The following is a 22,994-nucleotide window of genomic DNA, read 5'->3' on the forward strand; positions in this document are numbered from 1 at the left end:
GTGGGCATAGTCCTATTAGTCGTGGCGTTGGCCTTCATGGCCAGTGCCGCAATTCTCACCGCCGCCGATTCCGCCTTTTACGCCTTGTCCCGCAATGCGGCCGAACGGTTGCGGATCGAGTCGAATTCCAAAGCGATAAGCCATATCCTGGACGACAGCGAATCGCACGCCCAGGCGATCCGCTTCTGGCGTATCTGGTTCGAGACGGCCTCCGCGGTGGCCGTCGCGCTGCTGGTGGCCCGTTGGATTGATAATATCTGGATGGTCGGCTTGGTGGCGACCATGGTTATGGCGGCCCTCGGATTCGTCCTGGTCAGTGTCTCCCCGCGGCGCTATGGCCGCTCCAATGCGCGCAATGTCGTGCGCGCAACCGCACCGATGGTCCGGCTCTTGCGGGTGCTGCTCGGCCCGATCACCAACTGGCTGGCGAGCATCGGCACCGCGATGAGCCCGGGGCCCGGAAACGATGAAGACGGCTACCTCGGCAAGGAGCGCCTGCGCGACATAGTGGACCGTGCCAGCGAGGGAGAGGACCTGGACGAAGAGTCCGCGGAATTGATCTCCTCGGTGATGGATCTGGAGGAAACCAACGTCCGTGCGGTCATGGTGCCGCGCACAGACATGGTGGTGCTCACCGGCGAACATACGATCAACGGCGCGCTGGAACTGTTCATGGCTTCGGGCTATTCGAGGATCCCGCTGATCGGCGAAGACACCGATGACATCCAGGGCATCATCTACCTCAAGGATGTGATCTCCGAGATCCACGGCCTGCAGCAGGCCGAGCGCCTCGAGGATCTCTCCCGTCCGGTGCGTTTCGTCCCCGAGTCGAAAAACGCTGCAGAACTCCTGCAGGAACTGCAGCAAGAGGCAATTCACCTGGCGGTGGTCATCGACGAGTACGGTGGCACCGCGGGCCTGATCACCCTGGAGGACCTGCTCGAGGAGATCGTCGGCGAGATCGACGACGAGTATGACCGCTCGCGCACCGAGCTGATCGAAAACCCCGATGGCTCGCTCTTCGCAATGGCCTCGGTATCCATCGATGACGTCGCAGATCATTTTGATGTGTTCATCGATGATGAAGATGTAGACACCGTTGGTGGCCTGCTCTCCAAGGCGTTGGAATCCGTGCCCGTGCTCGGATCCACCGCCGATGTCTACGGTCTGCGCCTGACCGTGGTGGCCCTGGCCGGCCGCCGCAACCGCATCGGCAAAATCCATGTAGAGCGTCTGGAAACGGACGCATCCGATCATAAAGAGAACGACGAGGAATCCTCAGATGAGCGATAAAGACAAATTGCTGGCCACCAGCGGCTGGCCCGAGAACTACCGTTCGGGTTTCACTTCCTTCGTGGGGCGCCCGAATGCTGGCAAATCCACGCTGACCAACGCGCTGGTGGGCCAGAAGGTGGCCATCACCTCGGCCAAGCCGCAGACCACCCGGCACACCATCCGCGGGATCGTGCACCGTGATGACGCGCAGCTGATCCTGGTCGACACCCCGGGCCTGCACCGCCCGCGCACCCTCTTGGGGCAGCGGTTGAACGACCTCGTCGCGCAGACCCTTTCCGAGGTCGATGCCATCGGTTTCTGCTTGCCGGCCAATGAGAAGATCGGCCCCGGCGACCGTTTCATCGCCTCCCAGCTGGCCCAGCTGCAGCGCAAGCCGATCGTCGCCCTGGTGACCAAGGCCGATCTGGTCGACCGCGAACAGCTCGCCGCGCAATTGATGTCCGTCGCTGAACTGGGTGTGGAGAGCTTCGGCGAAGACGGCTTCGCAGCGATCATTCCGGTGTCCGCGGTGAAGGAATTCCAGGTCGAAGAGGTTGCCAACGTACTGGTCCAGCACCTGCCCAAGGGGCCGCCGCTCTACCCGGATGGCGAGCTCACCGACGAACCCGAGCTGAAGATGGTCGCCGAACTGATCCGCGAGGCCGCCTTGGAAGGCGTGCACGATGAGCTGCCGCACTCCCTGGCGGTGGTCGTCGAGGAGATGATCCCACGCGAGGGCCGCAGCGAAGGCAACCAGCTGGTGGACATCCACGTCTCGCTCTTCGTGGAGCGCTCGAGCCAGAAGGCCATCATCATCGGCAAGGGCGGCTCACGCCTGCGCGAGGTAGGGTCCAATGCCCGTCAGGGCATCGAGAAGCTGCTGGGCACCAAGGTCTTCCTGGACCTGCACGTGAAGGTTGCCAAGGACTGGCAGCGTGACCCGAAGCAGCTCGGCCGCTTGGGCTTCTAAGCTCAGCCCGGTAGATTACCCAACCCCCGGATTGCCTCTCCTCGAGAGGCGGTCCGGGGGTTGGCTTTTAACCGGCCCCAGTGATCTGACCCTGCGGGATAGCGGGTTCGGCGCTCCGCGACACGAGTTGGATGCACCGGGTCGAGACCCGAGCTCGAAATGAGGCACATGGCCCGGCTTCATATTCCGTAGTTCTCGGCACGGCGCGAAAATGAACGGGGGAGGAAAGATTACTCGATGGTAATGTCCAGATAATCAATGGCGCAGCAATCGATAGGGAACGCATATGGACGGCACACAGCAGGAGCACACCCCCGCCGGAGTGAACATGAACAACTGGCGGCTTCCCAAGAACTTGCGCTGGTCCTTCCAACATATGGCCGACTTCTTGCCCACGGCACTGATCTCCCGGGGCGAAGGAACGGTGGCGCCGCTTCCCGCGGCACACCGTGACTTGGACTCGGTGAGGCTGGCCCCGGCATTCCCTTCAGAAGCGCCGCTGAGCGTGGGCTCGGTGATGGCCGCCACCGAAACCGACGGGTGGATGTTCATGCACCGCGGCACGGTGCTGGCCGAGCAGTACTTTGGCCAGATGAAGGCCGACACCCCGCACCTGCTGATGTCCATGAGCAAGTCGCTGATCGGCGCGGTGGCCGGAGCGCTGATCGATTCCGGAGTGCTTGACTCCGACGCGCGCTTGACCGATTACCTGCCGGAGGTAGCCGAGAACGGCTATGCCGGGGCCAGGGTGCGCCAGTTGCTGGATATGCGTTCCGGCATCGATTTCTCCGAGAACTACCTGGACCCCAGCGCCGGGGTGCGGATGCTCGGACAGGCCATCGGATGGTCTGCGCTCAAGGCCCCGGGGCCCACCGGCATGTACCCGTACCTGAGAACCCTGGTGCGCAAGACCGCCCACGGCGGGGTCTTCGAGTACCGATCTTGCGAGACCGACATGCTCGGCTGGATCTGCGAGTCCGCGGCCAAGAAGCCCATGGCCACCTTGCTGAGCGAGCTGCTCTGGAGCAAACTCGGCGCCGAATCGGATGCCACCATCGGCGTCGACCAGTTCGGCACCGGAATATTCGACGGCGGGATCAACGCCACGATGCGCGATATGGCCCGTTTCGGCTCGCTCTTCCTGAACGACGGACTCGCGCCGAGCGGCGAACGGGTGCTCTCAAAAGAATGGATCGCCCAAACGCTGGCCGGCGCCCCGGACTCCCGCGACGCCTTTGCCGACGGCCCGGTGGACAACCTCATGCCCGGCGGGATGTACCGGAACCAGATGTGGTTCCCGTACCCCGGCAATGATGTGGTGCTCTGCCTGGGCATACACGGGCAGATGGTCTACATCAACCGGCCCGCCGAGGTGGTGGCGGTGAAGCTCTCCAGCTGGCCGACCCCGCAGGGACCTGCCAAGCTCTCCCGCACGCTGCGCGCCTTCGACGCTATCTCCGCGGCGCTATTGGTGGAGGCCAACACCGCACCACCTGCCTCGGCGGCACCAGCCGGCAACTAGCTGCCCGGGATACGGGATCCCAGGTTGGCCAGCGATTCGGCCGCGATGCCGCAGTGCAGCGCTCATGCGCGGATCGGGCAATTGGCCGAAGGCGGCCATCAGCCAAAGACGAGGGCACGGATTATGGCCGGCCCGCTGCCCTGAAACTGCACGTGCGCCCCGGAACCTAGTAGAAGAAAATCGGCAGCCAGTCACGGTTGTGCGCGTGCACCAGCGCGAGGAACAGTACGAAGTCGAAGATCAAATGCACCGAGACGACGTAGGTCAGCGACTTGGTCAGCTTGAAGGTATAGCCCTGCAGCAGGGCGAAGGGGAACGTGAGAAGCGGACCCCAAGCCTGGTAGCCGATCTCCCAGAGGAAGGAAGAGAAGATCACCGCCTGCAGGATATTGGCGAGCCAGTCGGGGAAGTGGCGTCGCAGCAGCGTGAAGGTGGTGCAGATGAAGAACAGCTCATCCCAGATGCCCACGGCGTTCACTCCGAGGAAGAGCCGCCAGAAGATGGTGGGATCCGAGGCGTCCGGCCAGTTCTGGAAGACCCCCGTGCTGATCAGGTACACCGGTAAAATGAGGAAGCCCAGCGCTACCACGCCGAGCAGATACAGTTTGGCGGCCAACGGCCATTTACGTCCGGTGTTCACCGGAAATTTGATGATCTGCTCGCGGTAGGCAAACCGTGAGACCAGCCAGGGCACCAGCACGGCCATGCCGAGCGCACCACCCATCTGGAGCATGTGCCCGATGCTCAAATCGGCATTGAGCGGAACGAAGCTGATGATCGCCAGCCCCGCCGCGATCAGTCCCAGGTGGCGGGCGAGCTGGCGATCGATAAATGCTGCCGTGAGCACGCTGAGCACGAGCGTGGTGTAGCCCGCCGGGTCATTTCCTACGGCGAAGAGCAGCACGCCGGAGAGCGAGAGCAGTACCGCCGGCAGCAATTTCCAGCTGAGCGCGGTGCGGGGCGGATCATCTAGGGTGAGCTTCACACCACCAGCATGCCACCTCCGCCCGCGGCGCAAAAGGGTTCAGTGCAGCAGCGTGCCGAGCGAGGCGACGAAGCCGCCGAGCAGAAAAGCGCCGACGCCGATGGCCAGCGGCCGGTTGTCCATGCCCGCGCCTCCGCCCAGTGCCTGGTGGGTTACCGCGTGTCCTTTGCCGCGGCGCAGCTGGGCCCGGTTCACCGGCCAGGCGACGAAGAAGGCGACGGTCAGGGCGAGGGCCATGGCAACCCAGAAAACGGGGTTGAGGACCCCGGAGTCCATGGCTCCGGGAATGAGCAGCATGACGAGGTTGTCCACGATCTCCATCGTCAGGATGGACAGGGTGTCGGCGGCGAGCACCAGGCCCAGGGCGGCGGACAGGGCGATGCCGCCGCGCACCAGCGGGATGGCCGACAGTGCGTAGCCGAAGAGGAAGGCCAACGAGATGGACAGCGCCACCGTCGGCAGGTTTGCCCATCCGGCCGCGGTGCCCACCAGCAGCCCGATGATTTCCCCGATGGCGCAACCGGTCAGGCAGTGCAGCGTTGCGCCCACCGCCATCGACGACATGTCATGCCCGGCGCCGTGCCCGGCGTGCCCACCGTTCGTATCGTGTTCCATGGATCTCCTTCCGGGTGCTTTCAGGAATCGGCTAGCCTTCCGCGGTTGTTCAGCATCATACCGCCTGCGCCGTGGCCGGCTACGTGCCCACGCTATGTGGCGATGCGCTTGAGGATCTGCTTGGCCACCAGCCGGTCTGCTCCGGGCAGATGGGTTGCCCGAACGATCCAACGGCGCACCAGCAGCTGCAGCTTGTTCTTCGGCAGGAAGGTATTCGCCGCACGCCGCCCCGAGGCCTGCGCGGTGGCGATGACCGGACGCATGGCCCGTTCATAGCCGGCCAGCGCGTTCGGCAGCTGCGCCGGCTCGGTGACTGCGGCCAAGGCCTCGCCGAGGGCTGCGGCGCCGGCAATGGCCATGGAGCCGCCCTGGCCGGCAAGCAGCGATACCGCGGCCGCCGCATCTCCGAGCAGCACCACCGGACCGCGGTGCCAGCCGGGCATGACCACCTGCGCTACGGCATCGTCGTAGGGATGCTCCGGGCATAGCCGAAGCAGCCGATCCACCCGTCCATCAACTCCGGCGAAGGCCTTGCGCAGCCGCTGCCGGGGATCGCTGGGCGTCGTGTCTTCCGGTTGGCGATACACCAGGAAGGCGGCAACCTCGGTGGAACGCAGACCATAGATCCCGGCGGTGCGGTTGACCGTATCGCTGAGCACCAAACGGTTCTTGAACTCCCGATTCAGCTGTGGCTCTTCAACGATGAAGGCCGCCGCCCGCATCCCCAAGGGCCGCAGGTAGTCTTCTTCGGGTCCGAAGACCGCGGCCCGGACCATTGAATGGATCCCGTCGGCGCCCACCAAGAGCTCCCCGATTTCCGGATGCTCCTGGCCCGCTAGCTGCACCTGTACCCGAGCATCCGTCGTTTCGATCCGCTCAACCCGCGCGCCGTAGCGGATGCCAACTCGGCCCGGGGGAACATCCTGCAAGGCCTTGCGCGCCGCACCTTCCATATCCGGGCGCAAGAGCGTAAGCACTCGCCCGCCTGCCAGGTCCGAGAACTTCTGGTAATCCAGGCTTGCGGTGCGCCGGCCCTTCGCGTCAACGTATTCGGCGGCCTGCACCCGGTAGGCAACCTCTGCCAGATAGGGGTAGAGCCCGATGCGTTCGGCGGCGCGCAGGCCGGGGCCGAAGAAGTCCATCATGTAGCCATCTGGGCGCGGCTTCTTAGAGCGTTCAAGCACCAGCACCTGCCAGCCGGCCAACCCGAGCTGGCGCGCCGCCACAAGCCCGGCAATTCCCGCTCCGATGATGATCGCCTTCATCCGTAGCCCTTCCCTCAGCTCCACCGCCCGGGCCCGCGTGCAACCGGGCCAGAAATCCCATTGTTCGCACGTTTGCCCCGAGCTGTCCATGGCCATCGAGCCGATCCCGAAGATCGCTTCCCCGGCCGATGTCCACTATTTGACACAATTGAGTAGCAAATCCCGTCGCAGTTCAAAGCGGTGTTATGCTCAAAAAGTGCATTTCGAGCTTCTACTTCTAATCTGCCGCTGCGAGGATCCAAGAGACCGTTAGTGGTCTATTCGGCCGACCTTCTCGCCGCGGAGTAGCTCTTGTCTGGCCCCACACAACTAAGCACCAACATTGTCTAGGGGATACACCGAAATGCAGAACATGCAAAAATCTTCGAACATGCCAATCCACAAGTATGTTCCCTTCCAGGACCAGATCGAAGTCAACCTGCCCGATCGCACCTGGCCAGATAAGTACATCACCACCGCCCCGCGCTGGTGCGCGGTTGACCTGCGTGATGGCAACCAGGCACTGATCGACCCGATGAGCCCCGAGCGCAAGCACAAGATGTTCGACCTGCTGGTGGAAATGGGCTTCAAGGAAATCGAGGTGGGCTTCCCTTCCGCCTCGCAGACCGACTTCGACTTCGTCCGCCAGCTCATCGAGCGCGGCATCCCCGATGACGTGACCATCCAGGTGCTCACGCAGTCCCGCGAGCACCTGATCGAGCGCACCTATGAAGCGCTGGAAGGCGCCAAGCAGGCCATCGTCCACCTGTACAACTCCACCTCGGTGCTGCAGCGCGAAGTCGTCTTCCGCCAGGACGAGGACGGCATCGTGGACATCGCGGTGCAGGGCGCGCGGATGTGCAAGAAGTACGAAGAACAGCTGACCGGCACCAAGATCACCTACGAGTACTCGCCAGAGTCCTACACCGGCACCGAGCTGGCCTTCGCCAAGCGCATTTCCGAGGCCGTGGCCGAGGTGCTGGAGGCGACTCCGGAAAACAAGATGATCTTGAACCTGCCGGCCACCGTCGAAATGGCCACCCCCAACGTCTATGCGGACTCCATCGAGTGGATGCACCGCAACCTGGCAAACCGCGATTCGATCATCCTCTCGCTGCACCCGCACAACGACCGCGGCACCGGAGTAGCCGCTGCCGAGCTGGGCTACCTGGCCGGCGCGGACCGCATCGAAGGCTGCCTGTTCGGCAATGGCGAACGCACCGGCAACGTCGACCTGGTGACCTTGGGCATGAACATGTTCGGCCAGGGCATCGACCCGCAGATCGACTTCTCGGACATGGACCACATCCGCCGCACCGTCGAGTACTGCAACCAGCTGCCAGTGGCAGAACGCAGCCCGTACGGCGGCGACCTGGTCTTCACCGCCTTCTCCGGATCGCACCAGGACGCGATCAAGAAGGGCCTGGAAGCCATGGAGGTCAAGGCCTCGGCTGCCGGCAAGGAACTGAACGATATGGTTTGGGCGGTTCCGTACCTGCCGATCGATCCGAAGGACATCGGCCGCTCCTACGAAGCGGTGATCCGCGTGAATTCGCAGTCCGGCAAGGGCGGAGTGGCCTACCTGCTGAAGAACGACTACAACTTGGATCTGCCACGCCGTGCGCAGATCGAGTTCTCCGGGGTTATCCAGAAGAAGACCGAAACCGAAGGCGGCGAGGTTTCCTCGTCCACCATCTGGAACGTATTCCAGGATGAGTACCTGCCGGTCAGCGAGGACTCCGGGCTGAATGCCTGGGGCTACTACGAGATCGCCTCGGCGACCGCGGCCTCCGCCGAAGACGGCAGCTTCCAGCTGGACGTCAAGCTGATCGTCGACGGCGTGGCCCACGAGCGCAGCGCCCAGGGCAACGGTCCGCTGTCGGCCTTGGTGAAGCTGCTCAACGACGACGGAGTGGACCTGCGCGTGCTGGACTACAGCGAACACGCCATGAGCGAAGGCGGCAACGCCCGCGCCGCGGCATTCGTCGAATGCGCGGTGGGAGATCGCATCCTCTGGGGGATCGGTTTGGACACCAACACCAACATCGCCGCGCTGAAGGCGGTCATTTCGGCAGTCAACCGGGCAATCCGCGACGCCGCCTAACCGCTGGAAGATGCTGAACGCCACGGGGCACAACTTCGGTTGCGCCCCGTGGCGTTTTTAGTCTTGCGCGGTTGAGGTGGGAGAATTGGGGATGTGTCACGTTCCGGATTCGCCTCGCGCAGCTACCGCACCCGCGGTCTGGTGTTGCGCACCCATAAACTTGGCGAAGCGGACCGCATCATTACGCTGATCACCCCCACGGGCTTGGCCCGCGCCGTCGCCAAAGGCGTACGGCGCACCTCTTCGCGCCTCGGCGCCACGCTCGAGCCGTTTATGGAGGTTGATGCGCTGATCGTGATGGGACGAAATCTCGACGTCGTCTCCCAGGCACAGCTGCGCACCCCCTACGGCCAGCAGCTGGTCACCGACTATGCGAGCTACACGGTAGCCACCGCCATGGTTGAAATTGCCGAGAAGCTGCTTGAAGCAGATGCCGATTCGACCAATAAGCAGTATCTGTTATTGCATGGTGCGATCGCGTTGCTCTCCAAGCATCGGGTTGATGACGGAGCCGTGCTGGATTCCTATATTCTTCGCGCTCTGTCCATTGCCGGCTGGGCCCCCTCGTTCACCGATTGCGTGCGCTGCGGTGCAGCGGGGCCGCATGAGGCACTGAATGTGCACCTGGGCGGGGTGGTTTGCCCCGCCTGCCGGCCAGCGGGATCGCTCGCCCCGCATCCGATCACCATCGGGTACCTGCAAGCCCTGCTGACCGGCGACTGGGACACGGTCGCCCAGGGGGGACCTCGAGCGAAAAAGCAGGCAGCGGACATCGTTGCCAGTTACCTGCAATGGCACCTGGAACGTGCCGTGAAGTCATTAAGACACGTGGAGAGAACATGAGCAAGCTTCGCCCCATCACCGGCCGTCCAGGTCCGGTCACGCCATACCCGCACCCGGATAACCCGGTGATGCCCAGCATTCCGGCGGCGCTGATCCCCGAGCATATCGCGATCGTCATGGACGGCAACGGGCGCTGGGCGAACCAGCGCGGCCTGCCGCGTACCGAAGGGCACCGGGCCGGGGAGGCCGCGTTGCTCGATGTCATGGCCGGCGCCGTGCAGCTGGGCATCAAGCACGTCTCCGTCTACGCGTTCTCCACGGAAAACTGGAAACGCAGCCCGGAAGAGGTGCGCTTCCTCATGGGGTTCTCCCGCGATGTGCTGCGCCGCCAGCGCGATACCTTGAATTCTTGGGGTGTGCGGATCCGCTGGTCCGGACGTGAACCGCGCCTGTGGAAGTCTGTGGTCAACGAGCTTCGTGCGGCCGAGGAGCTAACCGAAGCTAATCTCGGTTGCCAGCTGACCATGTGCGTGAACTACGGCGGCCGCGCCGAAATTGGCGACGCGCTGTCCGCGATTGCCAAGGACGTCGCAGCCGGGAAGCTGAAGGCCTCGGCGGTGGGGGAGAAAACTCTCGGCAAATACCTCTACGCCCCAGAGCTTCCGGACGTTGATCTTTTCCTGCGTACCAGCGGCGAGCAGCGCACCAGCAACTTCCTGTTGTGGCAGTCGGCCTACGCGGAAATGGTCTTCCTCGATCAGCTTTGGCCAGATGTGGACCGCAGGACGTTATTCACCGCCGTCGAGCAATTTGCGCAACGCGATCGACGTTACGGCGGGGCAGTGGATAAGCCGAAGAATTAGCGCGGCCGGTCGAGGAGCCGAAGCCACAGCGCCAGATCCCGGTAGGCGGCGGCCCTGGCAGGTTCTGCTGAGGTGAAGACGTCATGCATGGCCCCGTGGATTTGCGCGAGCGTCACGAAACTTCCCAACTTCAAGGCACGCAATCGGATCTGGTGTATGTCAATCACCGAGTCGGTGCTCTGCATTGCCGGCGAATAGCTGGTGCTGAAATGCGAAGCGTCAGAACTGATCACAAAAATAGGTTGCGTCAGGTTCAGTCCCTTGGCGACGGTGGCGTGTCCGTCGAGAATGGTTTTCATCCAAGCGGTAGTCGGCTGGAATGCCAGCCGCGGCCGCCATAGCCGATGGATGTCCCATTCCCCGACGCCTTGATCGCTCAAAGAATTCCAATAGTGGTCAAATTCCGGCAGTGCCAATTTACGCCGGCCATTGGTGCGGCCGATCGCTTCGAGAATTCCATGCATCGGAACGCGCAAAAATGCGGTGCCTTGAAATTCGAGCCACGGCGCATTGAGCACCAGGGCCTGGATGCGCGGGCCGGTGCGTGCCACCCACAGGCTAAGGATCAGTCCGCCTTGCGAGTGCCCCTGCCCGATGATCGGCAGGTCGGGATGGGCCGTGCCGAGCAGGTCCATGGCGGCTTCTAGTTCCTGGTCATATACCGCGAGGTCATCGACGTAGCCTGGAATTTCGTGTTCTGCCCGAAGACTGCGCCCGTAGCGCCGCAGATCCAAAGCGTAGAAATGGTATCCACGCTGATGCCAGAATTCGGCAAGTTCGCGGTTGAAGAAGTAGTCGCTCCACCCGTGGACGCTGAGCACCACCCCGTTGAACTTTCTCAGTAGGCGGTTGCGCCAACCGGCGGGCTTGTAGCGCACGAGCGTGCCCACTGCCGGCCCCTCGGAATCGGTACCGAAGTCCAAGGTCGTATATTCGAAGCCTTCGCCTAGCGGATCTGCCACCCATTGCCCTGGGTTGGTCGTGGTGGTGAAGTCCGGCCACTGCCCGCTAGGTAAATTCGATGAGACCTTCATATGTTGAAGCATACCGACCGCAAGTTGTCGGAATCGGGAACTTCACGAGAAACTAGTAACCATGCGCATTTATCCCCTGGTCTTCAAGCATGTTTTCACCAAGATGGATCCTGAAAAGGCCCATTACTTCGCCTTTGACGCCATCAAGCTCATGCAACGTGTGGGATTGACCAAGGCAGCCCGAAAGTTTTTTGCCCCCGATCCGAAACTCCAGCGAACCGTGATGGGGATAGATTTTCCATCACCATTCGGCCTGGCAGCCGGGTTTGATAAGGGGGCCACCGGTATTTTGGCGTTGAGCGACATCGGTTTCGGCCATGTCGAAATCGGTACCGTGACCGGTCAGGCGCAGCCGGGCAACCCCTTGCCACGGCTTTTCCGTCTTGTTGATGACCGTGCGGTGATCAACCGCATGGGCTTCAACAATGAAGGAGCCGAGGTCGTCGCCGCCCGCGTCGCCACCGCACGCCAGCGGCTCAAGTCCGACTATGCCGGCACCCGCCCGGTCATCGGAGTGAACATTGGCAAGACCAAGTTGGTCGAACTAGACGATGCGGTGGGCGATTACCTGCAGTCCACGCGTCAGCTGGCCAACCATGCGGATTATTTGGTGGTCAATGTTTCCAGCCCGAACACTCCGGGCCTGCGCCTGTTGCAAAGCGTTGAGTCGCTGCGACCGCTGCTCAGCGAAGTCGGGCAGTTGGCCGATCAGGTCTCCGGCCGCCACATCCCGCTATTGGTGAAGATCGCACCGGATTTGAGCGATGAAGATCTCGCCGATGTCGCGACGTTGGCTACCGAGCTAGGCCTGGATGGGATTATCGCCACCAATACGACGATTGGACGCGAAGACTTGTCCAGCGATGCCGCCAAGGTCGAAGAAATCGGCGCCGGCGGTTTGTCCGGTGCTCCGTTGAAAGAACGCTCGCTGGAAGTGCTTCGCCAGCTACGTGAATTGGTCCCCTCGAAGATGGCCATCATTTCCGTCGGCGGCGTGGAGAACGTCGCCGACGTCGAGACACGGCTCGCTGCGGGCGCCGATCTCGTTCAGGGGTACACCGCGTTCCTCTATGAGGGTCCGTTCTGGGCACGCGCCATCAACAAGGAACTAGCTAGCCGCCGGTAATCTGCTGTCGAAGGATCGGTCTGAAGCTCCCGAAATACCGTTTCGGGAGCTTCGCTGTCTCTGGGTGCCATTTCCCGCGTGAAAAACCGCCCAACGCTGGGGGAGAAGCTGGCCAGCCCAATGCGGCCGTGCTCATCGGCACCATCTGTTACCAAATCCAAACCTTGTGGATACTCGCAAAGAGCTGGTAAACCCGTTTACAAGGGCAAATGTGATGCAGCAGTGGCGGCACAGGCTTTTGAGTTTTATAACCTTGTAAAGCGATTCACAAGGTTTCTACGTTGTGAATGGCCTCGCTTTATGCGGGGCTGAACGACATAAAAGAAGGGCGGATTCCATAAGGAATCCGCCCTAGAAGATTTGGACAATGAAACTAGTCGATGTCGGCGCCGCGCTTAATCTGCGGCTTCGGCAGGCGCAGCTTGCGGAACTGCATGCCGCGCATCGCCGCGTACATGCGGATTCCACGATCCATGGAGCCGAATTTAGCGACCAAGCGGCGCTTGAGCAGCACCGTAGTGACGATCAATTCGATGATCACCAGGGCGATGACAACCCACAGGGCACCCTGCACGTACATCTGTACCGAGAGGTTCTGATTGAACGTCAACGACAAGATCAGGAATGCGAAGATTACGAACATCATGAATTCGCTGAACATCCAGCGCGAGTCGATGAAGTTACGGGCATAGCGCTTCTGCGGACCCTTGTCGCGAGGCATCAGGTAGCGTTCGTCACCGGTCTCATTGGCGATGCGCAAGCGGTTCTGGGCTTCGATGCGTCGTTGACGATCGGCTTCCTTGGCTGCCTTGCGATCGGTAGGCACTAGTGGGCGCTGGCGGCTGGCTTGCTGCGCGCTGCGCTTAGGGGTCGGGCCAGTCTTGCGGCCGTCAGTTGATTCGGGAGCCAGTGCAGTCGGCTCCTCATTTGCGGGGGATTGAGAGTCATCTTTTTTACGTCCAAACACGCCCCTATCCTACCGGGTTGTTTGCGGCACAGTGACATTAGCAACCTAGGTCATTGCTAGGCTGAAGTCATGACAAATAATTCTTCAGTCGTCGCCTCGAACCATGGCGTCGATGTCACTGCCCTGAAAAGTCATATCGAGAAGAACTTTGAGAAGATCCTCAAAGAGCTCGGTTCGCTGGTAGCCATCCCTGGCGTCGCTTGGGAATCCTTCGATCCGGCCAATCTGGAAGAAAGCGCTCAGGCCGTGGCCGCGCTGGCGCGTGACGCTGGCATGGAGAGCGTTGAGATTCTGCGCGAGCCAGCCGAGGATGGCGTCATGGGCGCACCGGCGGTGGTGGCTCGCCGCATGGCCCAGCCTGGCAAGCCAACCGTCCTGCTCTACGCGCATCACGATGTCCAGCCTCCTGGCAACGAAGAAGACTGGAACACTCCGGCCTTTGAAGCCACGAAGGTGGGGGAGCGGCTCTATGGCCGCGGTGCCGCGGACGATAAAGCGGGCATCATGGTGCACATTGCTTCCCTGTGCGCGGTGCTGGATTCCGTGGCGGATTTTGGTGTCGGCGTCACCTACTTCTTCGAGGGTGAAGAAGAGGCTGGTTCGCCATCCTTCAGGAACTTCCTGGAGGCGCATCAGGACAAGCTCGCGGCCGACGTTATCGTAGTGGCCGACTCCTCTAACTGGGCCGTGGGAACTCCCGCCCTGACCAGCTCGCTGCGCGGCATGGCGGCCGCGGAAATCACCGTGCGCTCGCTGGGGCACGCAGTTCACTCGGGCATGTTTGGCGGCCCGGTGCTCGACGCACCGGTTCTTGCAGCGAAACTCATTGCGTCATTCCATGATGAAAATGGTTCGGTTGCCGTGCCCGGTTTGGTGGCGAACGATATCGCCGAGGTTGACTTCGATGAGTCCGAGTTCCGCCGCGACAGCTCGGTGCTTGAATCCGTTCAACTGGCAGGCACGGGCAAGATCACGGACCGCTTGTGGAATAAACCAGCGCTCAGTGTCATTGGAATGGATATGCCCAGTGTTGATCGCTCGTCCAATACCCTGATCCCGCAAACGCGCTTCAAGGTATCGATGCGTTTGGCTCCAGGACAGGAACCAAGCCAGGCCTTGGCCTCGCTGGAAGCTCATGTGAACTCCGTGGACCTGCGTGGTGCCGAGGTGCAGTTTGTGGCTACCGAAGCAGGTAGCGCCTATCAGGCGGATCTTGAAGCTTCGGCTAATGGCACCGCACGCTGGGCCCTGGAGCAGTCGTGGGGAGTTGAGCCGGTCAGCATGGGCCTGGGTGGATCGATTCCGTTCATTGCAGATCTGCTCGACGTATTCCCGCAGGCCCAGATCCTGGTGACCGGCGTGGAAGACCCCGACTCGCGGGCGCACTCGGCTAATGAGTCGCTTCACATTGGGGACTTCCAGAAGGCGATTGTCGCAGAAGCCCTGCTGTTGGCGCGGATTAATTCCGAAGGCCTGTGAACCGCGTCATACAAGGAGAAGTTCTGAGAGCATTTTCAGCGACCGCGACGTAGTATTGAATCAAGAAAAGGCGCCATATAACCTGAAGATATTCGGGCCGACGGTGTCACACCAAGCAGTATGGGAGGAAAATCATGACTGCAGCAGTTGACCAGACCAAGGGTGACTCAACCGAGCTACCAACCCACGAGGTAGAAATTTCCGACGTGGCTGCGCAGAAGGTGCGTTCACTTCTGGAGCAGGAAGGCCGTGACGACCTTCGTTTGCGTATCGCCGTTCAGCCTGGCGGCTGCTCGGGCCTGATTTACCAGCTCTACTTTGACGAGCGCATGCTCGAAGGTGACGCACTGCGTGACTTCGACGGCGTAGAGGTCATCGTCGACAAGATGAGCGTGCCGTATCTCTCCGGCGCTTCGATCGATTTCGAAGACACAATTTCAAAGCAGGGCTTCACCATTGATAACCCTGCAGCCTCCGGCTCCTGCGCCTGTGGAGATTCCTTCCACTAGGCCTTAGGGAACTAACGCCGCCGTTCAAACGTTGAAGAAATTTCTCGTTAGAACGGCGGCGTTTTTCGGTATTCTGGGGTCGAAGAGGGTAAGCTCTACATTAAGTAGTAAAACTATGTTTCCCTTCGTGAGCCACCTCACCGTGCAACTCGTTTAGCCGCGAGGTGACTTATGAAGACCACATTCTGCACCAACAAAGAGGAAGGGCCGTCTGTGAGTTCGCAACACCGAACCGGCAGTCTCGGATCCGCCAAGGCAAAAGTTATTGCCTTGGTTGGCGCCGGCGCATTGCTGCTGACGGGATGTACAGCGGAGGCTAAACGCGGTTGGCTCCCAAATGTGGAGCGCGATACCACGAACCACACTGGAGCAATCCAGGATCTATGGGTTCACTCTTGGATCGCCGTGATCATTATCGGAATTCTGACCTGGGGTCTGATGCTTTGGTGCGTCGTGGCTTACCGTCGCCGTAAGACCGATACTGGTTACCCACGTCAGCTGAGCTACAACCTGCCATTGGAGATCTTCTACACGGCCATTCCTTTGGTCCTTGTTTTGGTCTTCTTTAGCTTCAATAACACTGTTGAGAAGTCAATCAACGCACCTGTGGATTCCGAGGTCGTCGTAGACGTCCGCGCGAAGCAGTGGTCGTGGGACTTCAACTACAGCTACCAGGGCCAGGAGAAGTACTTCGCTGGCGAACAGGCTCACCTGAACAAGGACGGCTCGGCTGGCGTGAAGGAATCACTGCCTACCTTGTACCTGCCTGCAGGTAAGTCGGTAACGCTCGAGCTTAACAGCCGCGATGTTATCCACTCGTTCTGGGTTCCAGCATTCCTTCAGAAGCTGGACATGATTCCAGGCAAGACCAACTACATCTACCTGACCCCACAGGTTGAGGGTAACTTCGATGGCAAGTGCGCCGAGCTTTGCGGCGAGTACCACTCGGAGATGCTCTTCAACGTTGCGGTCGTTAGCGACGCAGAGTTCAAGGCTGAACTTGCCAAGCTGGAAGATGGCCACATTGGTGAGGAATACGACCGTCAGCCTAACAAGGTCAACTCCATCGTTGTGGAGCACGGTCACGCAGAGGAAGGAGAGTAATCGCTATGACTACGTTTGAGTATGCTACCGACGACGTCAAGTCGATTGCCCCATCCGTCGTGCCGAAGTCAAAGGGTCGACTCTTTGTCGACTACATTACTTCGACCGACCACAAGAAGATCGGGTACATGTACCTGATCACCTCGTTCATCATGTTCTGCATCGGTGGCGTCATGGCGCTGCTGATTCGTGCGGAACTGTTCGAGCCAGGTATGCAGATCCTGCAGACCAAGGAACAGTACAACCAGCTGTTCACCATGCACGGCACCGTCATGCTTCTGATGTTCGCAACCCCGCTCTTCGCAGGTTTTGCCAACGTGATGATGCCACTGCAGATCGGTTCCCCGGATGTGGCCTTCCCACGTCTGAACGCATTGGCCTTCTGGTTCTTCTCCTTGGGCTCGACTATCGCCCTGGCTGGCTACCTCACCCCTCAGGGTGCCGCTAGCTTCGGTTGGTTCGCTTACGCACCATTGTCGAACACCACCTTCTCGCCAGGCATCGGTGGAGACCTTTGGGTCTTCGGCCTTGCACTGTCGGGCTTCGGTACCATCCTTGGCGCCGTCAACTTCATCACCACCATCATCTGCTTGCGTGCTCCTGGCATGACCATGTGGCGCATGTCGATCTTCGCGTGGAATACCTTGATCACCTCGATCTTGGTCCTGATGGCCTTCCCACCGCTGGCAGCTGCGCTGTTCGCCTTGGGTGCAGATCGCCGCTTCGGGGCACATATCTTCGACCCGGATAATGGTGGAGCCGTTCTCTGGCAGCACCTGTTCTGGTTCTTCGGTCACCCAGAGGTTTACATTATTGCGTTGCCGTTCTTCGGTATCGTTTCGGAGATCTTCCCGGTCTTCAGCCGCAAGCCGATCTTCGGCTACAAGGGCCTGGTTTTCGCGACCATCTCCATTGCAGCTCTTTCGGTCTCCGTTTGGGCTCACCACATGTACGTGACCGGTTCCGTGATGCTGCCGTTCTTCGGCTTCATGACGATGCTGATCGCGGTGCCGACCGGCGTGAAGTTCTTCAACTGGATCGGCACCCTGTGGCGAGGTTCGATTACCTTCGAAACTCCAATGCTGTGGAGCATCGGCTTCCTGATCACCTTCTTGTTCGGTGGACTGACCGGTATCATCCTTTCCGCTCCATCGCTGGACTTCCACGTTTCGGATACCTACTTCGTGGTGGCACACTTCCACTACGTGGTCTTCGGCACCGTGGTGTTCGCAATGTTCGCCGGCTTCTACTTCTGGTGGCCAAAGTGGACCGGCAAGATGCTCAACGAGCGCCTTGGCAAGATCCACTTCTGGCTGCTGTTCATCGGCTTCCACGGCACCTTCCTGATCCAGCACTGGCTGGGCGTTATGGGTATGCCACGTCGTTACGCTGACTACATGCCAGAAGATGGCTTCACCGCCATGAACCAGGTTTCGACCGTGTTCGCCTTCATCCTGGGCATGTCGATGATTCCGTTCTTCTGGAATGTGTGGGTCACTCACCGCAATGGCAAGAAGGTTGAAGTTGACGATCCATGGGGCTTCGGCGCATCGCTGGAGTGGGCAACCTCTTGCCCTCCACCACGTCACAACTTCCACTCGATCCCACGAATCCGCTCCGAGCGCCCTGCGCTGGATCTGCACCACCCAGAACTGAGTGGTCGTTCCACTCCTACTGCTGGTGCCGCAAAGATCTTCGGACCGGCTGACCAGAAGGACCTGTAAAGATGAAAGTTGAATCCTGGCTTTTCCTGGGTGGAATCTTCTTCTTCACCCCAGTGGCAATTGTCTATGGCTACATGACCAACTGGAACGAATGGGTAGGCCTGCTGGCTCTGCTCATGCTCACCGGTTTGTCGGCCATGGTCGGCGGTTACCTGTTCTTCACCGCCAAGCGTGTTGGTGCTCGTCCAGAGGACCGCATTGATGGCGAAATCCACGAGAACGCCGGAGACCTCGGTCTGTTCTCGCCATGGAGCTGGTGGCCACTGGTACTTGCCGGTGCCGCAGCAATTGGCTTCCTCGGCTTGGCCGTTGGGTGGTGGGTCTTCTACATTGGAGCAGGCCTATCGGTAGTCGCACTTGTTGGCTGGGTTTACGAATACAGCCGCGGCGATCACGCCCACTAAGTAGTTCTCTTAACGGGGTGACAAGTTTTTACTTGTCACCCCGTTAGTATTTTAAGCAGCACCGCCTTGTCAAAGGAGATCCTCGTGCGTTACTCGCCGACGCCAGCCGTTACCGCCACACTCGATGCACAGAGCAAGACGAGCAAGTATCGCCAGATCCGTGACATTCTGAAGACGCATGCCCGGGAGGCCTGCAAGCCAGGTTATAAGCTTCCACCTGAGCGTGAGCTGGCCGCTCACTTTGGCGTGGCGCGAAAGACCATCCGCCAGGCAATTGATGCCTTGGTCGATGAGCAGGTACTCAAACGCGTGGTCGGCATCGGCACCTTCGTGGTCCCGGAAAAAATGGATCTCCGCGTACGGCTGCACTCGTACTCCGAAGATATGATGCGCCGCGGCATGGTGCCCGACGCACGCGTGCTGGAGTTCGACGAACTCAAGGCCTCGGCCTACCTCAGCGCGCAGCTCATGGTTGACGAGGGCACGGCGGTGATCCGCTTCAAGCGTCTGCTGCTTGCGGACGGCACCCCCATGAGCCTGGATGAGAACTACATGCCCGCGGACCTGGTGCCAGGCTTCACCGACGGACCGCCGCCATCCAAGCTCTATCAGGCGCTCCACGAGCGCTACGGGATCTTGCTGGAGTGGGGCGAAGACCAGGTTGAAAGCACCGCCGCAAGCAGCGCGCAAGCGCTACTGCTCGGTGTTGAACCTGGCTTCCCACTTCTGCAGATCACCCGATATGCCTACATTGGCGAGCGGCTTGCCGACTATTCGGTCTCGCTGTATCGCTCAGACCGGTACAAGCTCTTTGTGCCGCTGCAACGGCTCGGAACGCGCACACCTCGCTATACGGAGAATTTCTAGGCTTAGAATCGCGTACAGCGGCTCTGGCGAGTGTTCCACCATTGCCTAATTGCTTCCGACCGCCCTCAGCGCCGTAGCTCTCCTGCGCTGACTACCGAATCAAAAATCATGCATTCGCTCCTGCTTTATTGTTCTGCGAGATTGGGGTCTGAGGAAGATCGGTACGGAAATTCACGCTAAAGAGTCTGAGGCCTGTTGAATGGGTTCCATGGCGGTCGATTTTCTAAGTGATGAGCAGGCAGCAGGGTTCGGCGGATTCCCCGACGAGGTATCGGCGGAGGACCTGGAACGTTTCTGTTGGTTGGACGATGCAGACCTGTCGGTAGTTGGTCGCCGTCGGGGAATGCACAATCGCCTGGGATTTGCTGTCCAACTGATCACGGTGCGGGTGGCAGGACGGTTCCTGACGGATCCATTGGCTGTTCCGTGGCCGGTGGTGGAATTCCTGGCCGGGCAGTTGGATATTGCGGATGCTTCCGTGCTCAAGCTGTATGCGCAGCGGGGACAGACCGGGTATGAGCATGCCGCGGAAATTTCCATCGTGTACGGGTATGCGGATTTCTCCGATTCGGCCAGCCACGCGGAGCTGAGGCTGTTCCTGGAGGCCCGGGCCTGGACGTCGTCGGAGGGACCGGTGCGTCTGTTTGAACGGACGGTGCTCTGGCTGCGTGAACGCAAGGTCCTTCTCCCCGGCGTCTCTACGTTGACACGACTGGTTATAGAGGTCCGTGCCGGAGCAAATGACCGCCTCCATTCCATGCTGGTTGACGCGGCCGGCCCCGCCTTGATCCTGGAATTGGAAGGCCTGCTTCGCGTTGGGGAGGGATCACGGCTGACCGCGTGGGAAAGATTGCGGACCGGGCCCTCGAGGGTATCGGTGCCAGAGTTGTTGCGGCAGTTGGAGCGGCTGGGTCGCTTGCGGGCACTGGGTGCCGGGTCCATCGATGTGGAGATGATCCCCGAGGGTCGGATGAATGCCCTAGCCCGCTACGGGTTGGCGGGCAAGACCTCATCGCTTCGAGAACTATCAGACCAGCGGCGGGGTGCGACACTGCTCTGTGCCGTGCGCGCCTTGACGTCAGAAGTTGCCGATGATTTGTGTGATGCCTTGGACGCCATTGTCACCGAACGCGTTCTTCGCAAGGCAGCCAGGGAATCCAGTGCCGCCCGGTTGAAATCCCTGCCACGCTTGTCCAAGGCCTCACTGCAATTGGCGAAGGCCGCGAAAACACTGGTCGAGGTGTTGGACAACACGGAGTATTCCGGCGCAGAGGCCGCCTCGGTGCTGGCCGATCAGGTTTCCTTGCCCGAGATACGCGCCGCGCTGGAGGTGGTGAACGAAGTGGTGAATCCCGACGGAACCGGGGCGGACACTGCAACCGAGATGATGCGCCGGTTCGCCACCGTGCGCTCGTTCCTGCCGGCGTTGGCCGCGGCGGCACCCTTCGGGGCCACCGCGGGCGGGACGCCAACGTTGGCGGCGCTGACGGCGCTGCCGGAAGTTCTGGACGGCCGCAAAAAGGACCCGGCCGAGGTTGATCTGTCCGTGCTCTCGCCGGCTTGGCAGCGTCTTGTCACGGTTGCGGAGGAGATCGACCGCAAGGCCTATACGGTGGCGGTGATGGAGGCCGTCCATAAGGCGCTGCGGCGTAGGGACATTTTCGTGGTGGGTGGGCGTCGCTGGGGAGATCCCCGGGCGCGGTTGCTCACCGATCCGGCGTGGCAGAAAACCAAGACTGAGACCTTGAGGGCGCTCCAGCTGCCGGAAGAGCCAGCGGACCACCTGGCCGATGTTCGCCACCGCCTTGATGCCCGTTATCTTGCGGCGGCCGAGCAACTGGCCGACAATCCCGCGATACGCATTGATGATTCCGGCAAAGTCCACCTCTCACCTTTGGAGGCCAAGACGATACCGGAGTCACTGACGCAGTTGCGGAGTTTGGTCTCCGGGATGCTGCCGCGGGTGGACCTGCCCGATGTGCTGCTGGAAGTGCATTCCTGGACGGGGTTCCTCTCGGAATTCAGCCACGTCTCGGAGGCCTCCGCAAGGATGGGCCAGCTCAGCGTTTCGGTCGCCGCCATCCTGGTTGCCGAGGCATGCAACGTCGGCCTGACACCGGTGGTCAAGGAAGGCCACCCCGCACTGACTCGGGGACGCCTGACGCACGTAGATCAAAACTATGTACGCGCCGATACGCTTCGCGCGGCCAACGCCCGTCTAATCCAGGCCCAGTCCGGTCTGGGACTCGCGCAACGCTGGGGCACAGGCTTGTTGGCGTCAGTCGACGGAATGCGGTTCGTGGTGCCGGTGGCCACCGTCAATTCCGGGGCAAATCCCCGGTACTTTGGCCACGGTCGTGGATTGACTTGGCTGAACTATCTCAACGACCAGGTCTCCGGGCTGGGTGCCGTCGTGGTCCCGGGAACGGTCCGCGATTCCCTGCATATTTTGGATGGGCTGCTCGATCTTGATGGCGGCCAACGCCCCGAAATGGTCGCCACCGATACGGCCTCCTACTCGGACCAGGTTTTCGGGCTCTTCACCCTGCTCGGATACCGGTTCTCACCCCGCCTGGCAGGGTTACCGGACCAACGGTTCTGGCGCGTCGACGCCACGGCGGACTATGGGAAGCTGAACGCGGTGGCCGGCCGCAACCGAATCAACATGGAGCTCATTACGGCGAACTGGCCGGACATGCTTCGCCTTGCCGGGTCCTTGACCGCCGGGACGGTGCGCGCCTCGGAAATCCTGCGGGTCACCCAGGGCGGTGGGACACCAACTCTGCTCGGAAAGGCGTTGGCGGAGTACGGCAGAATAGCCAAGACCGAGCATCTGCTGGACTTCATCGATGCCGACGAGGGTTATCGTCGGCAAATCCACACCCAGTTGACTGTGCAGGAATCCAGACATGCGCTGGCCAGACTCGTCTTTCATGGCAGGAGAGGCCAGATACGCCAGTCCTACCGGGAGGGCCAGGAAGACCAACTTGGCGCACTCGGTCTGGTGCTGAACGCGGTCATCTTGTGGAACACCCGCTACCTGGACGCCGCGCTCACCGAACTCCGCGACCGCGGCGTCCCCGTTGCCGACGAGGACGTACAACGACTGTCGCCGCTGGTCTCGGAACACATCAACATGCTGGGTCGCTACTCTTTCGCCGCGGACTCCACCGGCACGCAACTTCGACCTTTCAGGAACCCCGACGAGGACCGGGAAGCCTGAACGAAGCAATACAGCGCTGACATCTACCGGCCCGCGAGGGGAACGCTCTACGGGACATCAAGCGCGGGTTCGAATCGGGGCGATCTGCATTTGATCCAACCGTTGCTTTGGGAACCATTCTCGACGAGGATAAGACAGACCTAGAACAGGGGGACGCATGCGCTCGAGCAAACCGACACATAAGAATCCGTGGCCA

At 61.0% G+C, this 22,994-nt stretch carries 19 protein-coding genes; 14 read left to right on the top strand and 5 right to left on the bottom strand.

Annotated elements, in window-relative coordinates:
• The 3 genes from CQ015_RS00710 (at window position 1) to CQ015_RS00720 (ending at window position 3,767) form a co-directional block, all read left to right on the top strand.
• The gene (locus CQ015_RS00710; RefSeq protein ID WP_096284718.1) at window positions 1-1,293 is read left to right on the top strand and encodes a hemolysin family protein; all 1,293 of its coding nucleotides are present in this window, start codon (window positions 1-3) and stop codon (window positions 1,291-1,293) included.
• The gene (gene era, locus CQ015_RS00715) at window positions 1,283-2,245 is read left to right on the top strand and encodes a GTPase Era (RefSeq protein ID WP_096284716.1); all 963 of its coding nucleotides are present in this window, start codon (window positions 1,283-1,285) and stop codon (window positions 2,243-2,245) included. Before CQ015_RS00710 ends, era begins: the two co-directional genes overlap by 11 nt.
• Before the next feature lie 286 nt (window positions 2,246-2,531).
• Window positions 2,532-3,767: a serine hydrolase gene (locus tag CQ015_RS00720; RefSeq protein ID WP_096284714.1), complete on the top strand. Its 1,236-nt coding sequence runs from the start codon at window positions 2,532-2,534 to the stop codon at window positions 3,765-3,767.
• A gap of 166 nt (window positions 3,768-3,933) precedes the next feature.
• Here CQ015_RS00720 and CQ015_RS00725 read toward each other — a convergent pair whose 3' ends face one another.
• The 3 genes from CQ015_RS00725 to CQ015_RS00735 all read right to left on the bottom strand — a co-directional run bounded on the left by CQ015_RS00725 (window position 3,934) and on the right by CQ015_RS00735 (window position 6,632).
• A complete protein-coding gene (locus CQ015_RS00725; RefSeq protein WP_105552131.1) occupies window positions 3,934-4,752 on the bottom strand; it encodes a type II CAAX endopeptidase family protein in 819 nt (272 codons plus the stop codon).
• Between the two features lie 39 nt (window positions 4,753-4,791).
• Window positions 4,792-5,367 carry a DUF4396 domain-containing protein gene (locus tag CQ015_RS00730; RefSeq protein ID WP_258133443.1) on the bottom strand — a complete coding sequence of 192 codons (576 nt, stop codon included), beginning with the start codon at window positions 5,365-5,367 and terminating at the stop codon, window positions 4,792-4,794.
• Window positions 5,368-5,459: 92 nt separating this feature from the next.
• Window positions 5,460-6,632, bottom strand: coding sequence for an FAD-dependent oxidoreductase (locus tag CQ015_RS00735; RefSeq protein WP_105552130.1), 1,173 nt, complete (start codon window positions 6,630-6,632; stop codon window positions 5,460-5,462).
• 343 nt (window positions 6,633-6,975) lie between these two features.
• Between CQ015_RS00735 and leuA the strand changes: the two genes are divergently transcribed.
• The 3 genes from leuA to CQ015_RS00750 all read left to right on the top strand — a co-directional run bounded on the left by leuA (window position 6,976) and on the right by CQ015_RS00750 (window position 10,361).
• Window positions 6,976-8,715 (top strand): 2-isopropylmalate synthase, encoded by a 1,740-nt coding sequence (gene leuA, locus CQ015_RS00740; RefSeq protein WP_096284708.1) that lies wholly within the window; start codon window positions 6,976-6,978, stop codon window positions 8,713-8,715.
• 93 nt (window positions 8,716-8,808) lie between these two features.
• Entirely contained in the window at window positions 8,809-9,558 is a 750-nt protein-coding gene (gene recO / locus CQ015_RS00745; protein ID WP_105649120.1) for a DNA repair protein RecO, read from the top strand.
• A complete protein-coding gene (locus tag CQ015_RS00750; protein ID WP_105552129.1) occupies window positions 9,555-10,361 on the top strand; it encodes an isoprenyl transferase in 807 nt (268 codons plus the stop codon). The genes recO and CQ015_RS00750 overlap by 4 nt, the downstream gene beginning before the upstream one ends.
• On the opposite strand, the gene CQ015_RS00755 is transcribed toward CQ015_RS00750, so the two are convergent.
• Window positions 10,358-11,395 (bottom strand): alpha/beta hydrolase, encoded by a 1,038-nt coding sequence (locus CQ015_RS00755; protein WP_181148247.1) that lies wholly within the window; start codon window positions 11,393-11,395, stop codon window positions 10,358-10,360. The two genes, CQ015_RS00750 and CQ015_RS00755, sit on opposite strands and share 4 nt — an antisense overlap.
• A gap of 61 nt (window positions 11,396-11,456) precedes the next feature.
• Here CQ015_RS00755 and CQ015_RS00760 point away from each other — a divergent pair, with 61 nt between their 5' ends.
• Complete coding sequence (locus CQ015_RS00760; protein WP_105552127.1) at window positions 11,457-12,521, top strand: quinone-dependent dihydroorotate dehydrogenase; 1,065 nt, start codon at window positions 11,457-11,459, stop codon at window positions 12,519-12,521.
• Between the two features lie 373 nt (window positions 12,522-12,894).
• On the opposite strand, the gene CQ015_RS00765 is transcribed toward CQ015_RS00760, so the two are convergent.
• Window positions 12,895-13,488: a DUF3043 domain-containing protein gene (locus tag CQ015_RS00765; protein ID WP_096284698.1), complete on the bottom strand. Its 594-nt coding sequence runs from the start codon at window positions 13,486-13,488 to the stop codon at window positions 12,895-12,897.
• Window positions 13,489-13,557: 69 nt separating this feature from the next.
• Here CQ015_RS00765 and CQ015_RS00770 point away from each other — a divergent pair, with 69 nt between their 5' ends.
• From CQ015_RS00770 to CQ015_RS00800, 7 genes are all read left to right on the top strand, one after another.
• Window positions 13,558-14,967: a dipeptidase gene (locus CQ015_RS00770; protein WP_105552126.1), complete on the top strand. Its 1,410-nt coding sequence runs from the start codon at window positions 13,558-13,560 to the stop codon at window positions 14,965-14,967.
• A 134-nt stretch (window positions 14,968-15,101) separates the two neighbouring features.
• Window positions 15,102-15,476 (top strand): iron-sulfur cluster assembly accessory protein, encoded by a 375-nt coding sequence (locus CQ015_RS00775; RefSeq protein WP_096284694.1) that lies wholly within the window; start codon window positions 15,102-15,104, stop codon window positions 15,474-15,476.
• Between the two features lie 213 nt (window positions 15,477-15,689).
• Window positions 15,690-16,580 carry a cytochrome c oxidase subunit II gene (gene coxB, locus CQ015_RS00780; RefSeq protein ID WP_096284692.1) on the top strand — a complete coding sequence of 297 codons (891 nt, stop codon included), beginning with the start codon at window positions 15,690-15,692 and terminating at the stop codon, window positions 16,578-16,580.
• A gap of 5 nt (window positions 16,581-16,585) precedes the next feature.
• Window positions 16,586-18,304, top strand: coding sequence for a cytochrome c oxidase subunit I (ctaD, locus tag CQ015_RS00785; protein WP_096284690.1), 1,719 nt, complete (start codon window positions 16,586-16,588; stop codon window positions 18,302-18,304).
• Between the two features lie 2 nt (window positions 18,305-18,306).
• Entirely contained in the window at window positions 18,307-18,708 is a 402-nt protein-coding gene (locus tag CQ015_RS00790) for a cytochrome c oxidase subunit 4 (protein WP_105552125.1), read from the top strand.
• Between the two features lie 84 nt (window positions 18,709-18,792).
• Complete coding sequence (locus CQ015_RS00795; protein WP_096284686.1) at window positions 18,793-19,575, top strand: GntR family transcriptional regulator; 783 nt, start codon at window positions 18,793-18,795, stop codon at window positions 19,573-19,575.
• Window positions 19,576-19,783: 208 nt separating this feature from the next.
• Complete coding sequence (locus CQ015_RS00800) at window positions 19,784-22,798, top strand: Tn3 family transposase (RefSeq protein ID WP_105649257.1); 3,015 nt, start codon at window positions 19,784-19,786, stop codon at window positions 22,796-22,798.
• Window positions 22,799-22,994 lie beyond the last annotated feature (196 nt).

It is taken from the genome of Arthrobacter sp. MYb221 (genome assembly GCF_002979835.1).
Lineage (GTDB): Bacteria > Actinomycetota > Actinomycetes > Actinomycetales > Micrococcaceae > Glutamicibacter.

Bases quoted from the DNA above. Each gene is read 5' to 3' on its own strand.
- CQ015_RS00770 (WP_105552126.1), top strand. From the start codon at position 13,558: ATGACAAATAATTCTTCAGTCGTCGCCTCGAACCATGGCGTCGATGTC.
- CQ015_RS00790 (WP_105552125.1), top strand. From the start codon at position 18,307: ATGAAAGTTGAATCCTGGCTTTTCCTGGGTGGAATCTTCTTCTTCACC.
- CQ015_RS00750 (WP_105552129.1), top strand. From the start codon at position 9,555: ATGAGCAAGCTTCGCCCCATCACCGGCCGTCCAGGTCCGGTCACGCCA.
- CQ015_RS00760 (WP_105552127.1), top strand. From the start codon at position 11,457: ATGCGCATTTATCCCCTGGTCTTCAAGCATGTTTTCACCAAGATGGAT.
- era (WP_096284716.1), top strand. From the start codon at position 1,283: ATGAGCGATAAAGACAAATTGCTGGCCACCAGCGGCTGGCCCGAGAAC.
- CQ015_RS00755 (WP_181148247.1), bottom strand. From the start codon at position 11,395: ATGAAGGTCTCATCGAATTTACCTAGCGGGCAGTGGCCGGACTTCACC.
- CQ015_RS00730 (WP_258133443.1), bottom strand. From the start codon at position 5,367: ATGGAACACGATACGAACGGTGGGCACGCCGGGCACGGCGCCGGGCAT.
- CQ015_RS00775 (WP_096284694.1), top strand. From the start codon at position 15,102: ATGACTGCAGCAGTTGACCAGACCAAGGGTGACTCAACCGAGCTACCA.
- CQ015_RS00720 (WP_096284714.1), top strand. From the start codon at position 2,532: ATGGACGGCACACAGCAGGAGCACACCCCCGCCGGAGTGAACATGAAC.
- ctaD (WP_096284690.1), top strand. From the start codon at position 16,586: ATGACTACGTTTGAGTATGCTACCGACGACGTCAAGTCGATTGCCCCA.
- CQ015_RS00800 (WP_105649257.1), top strand. From the start codon at position 19,784: ATGGCGGTCGATTTTCTAAGTGATGAGCAGGCAGCAGGGTTCGGCGGA.
- CQ015_RS00735 (WP_105552130.1), bottom strand. From the start codon at position 6,632: ATGAAGGCGATCATCATCGGAGCGGGAATTGCCGGGCTTGTGGCGGCG.
- leuA (WP_096284708.1), top strand. From the start codon at position 6,976: ATGCAGAACATGCAAAAATCTTCGAACATGCCAATCCACAAGTATGTT.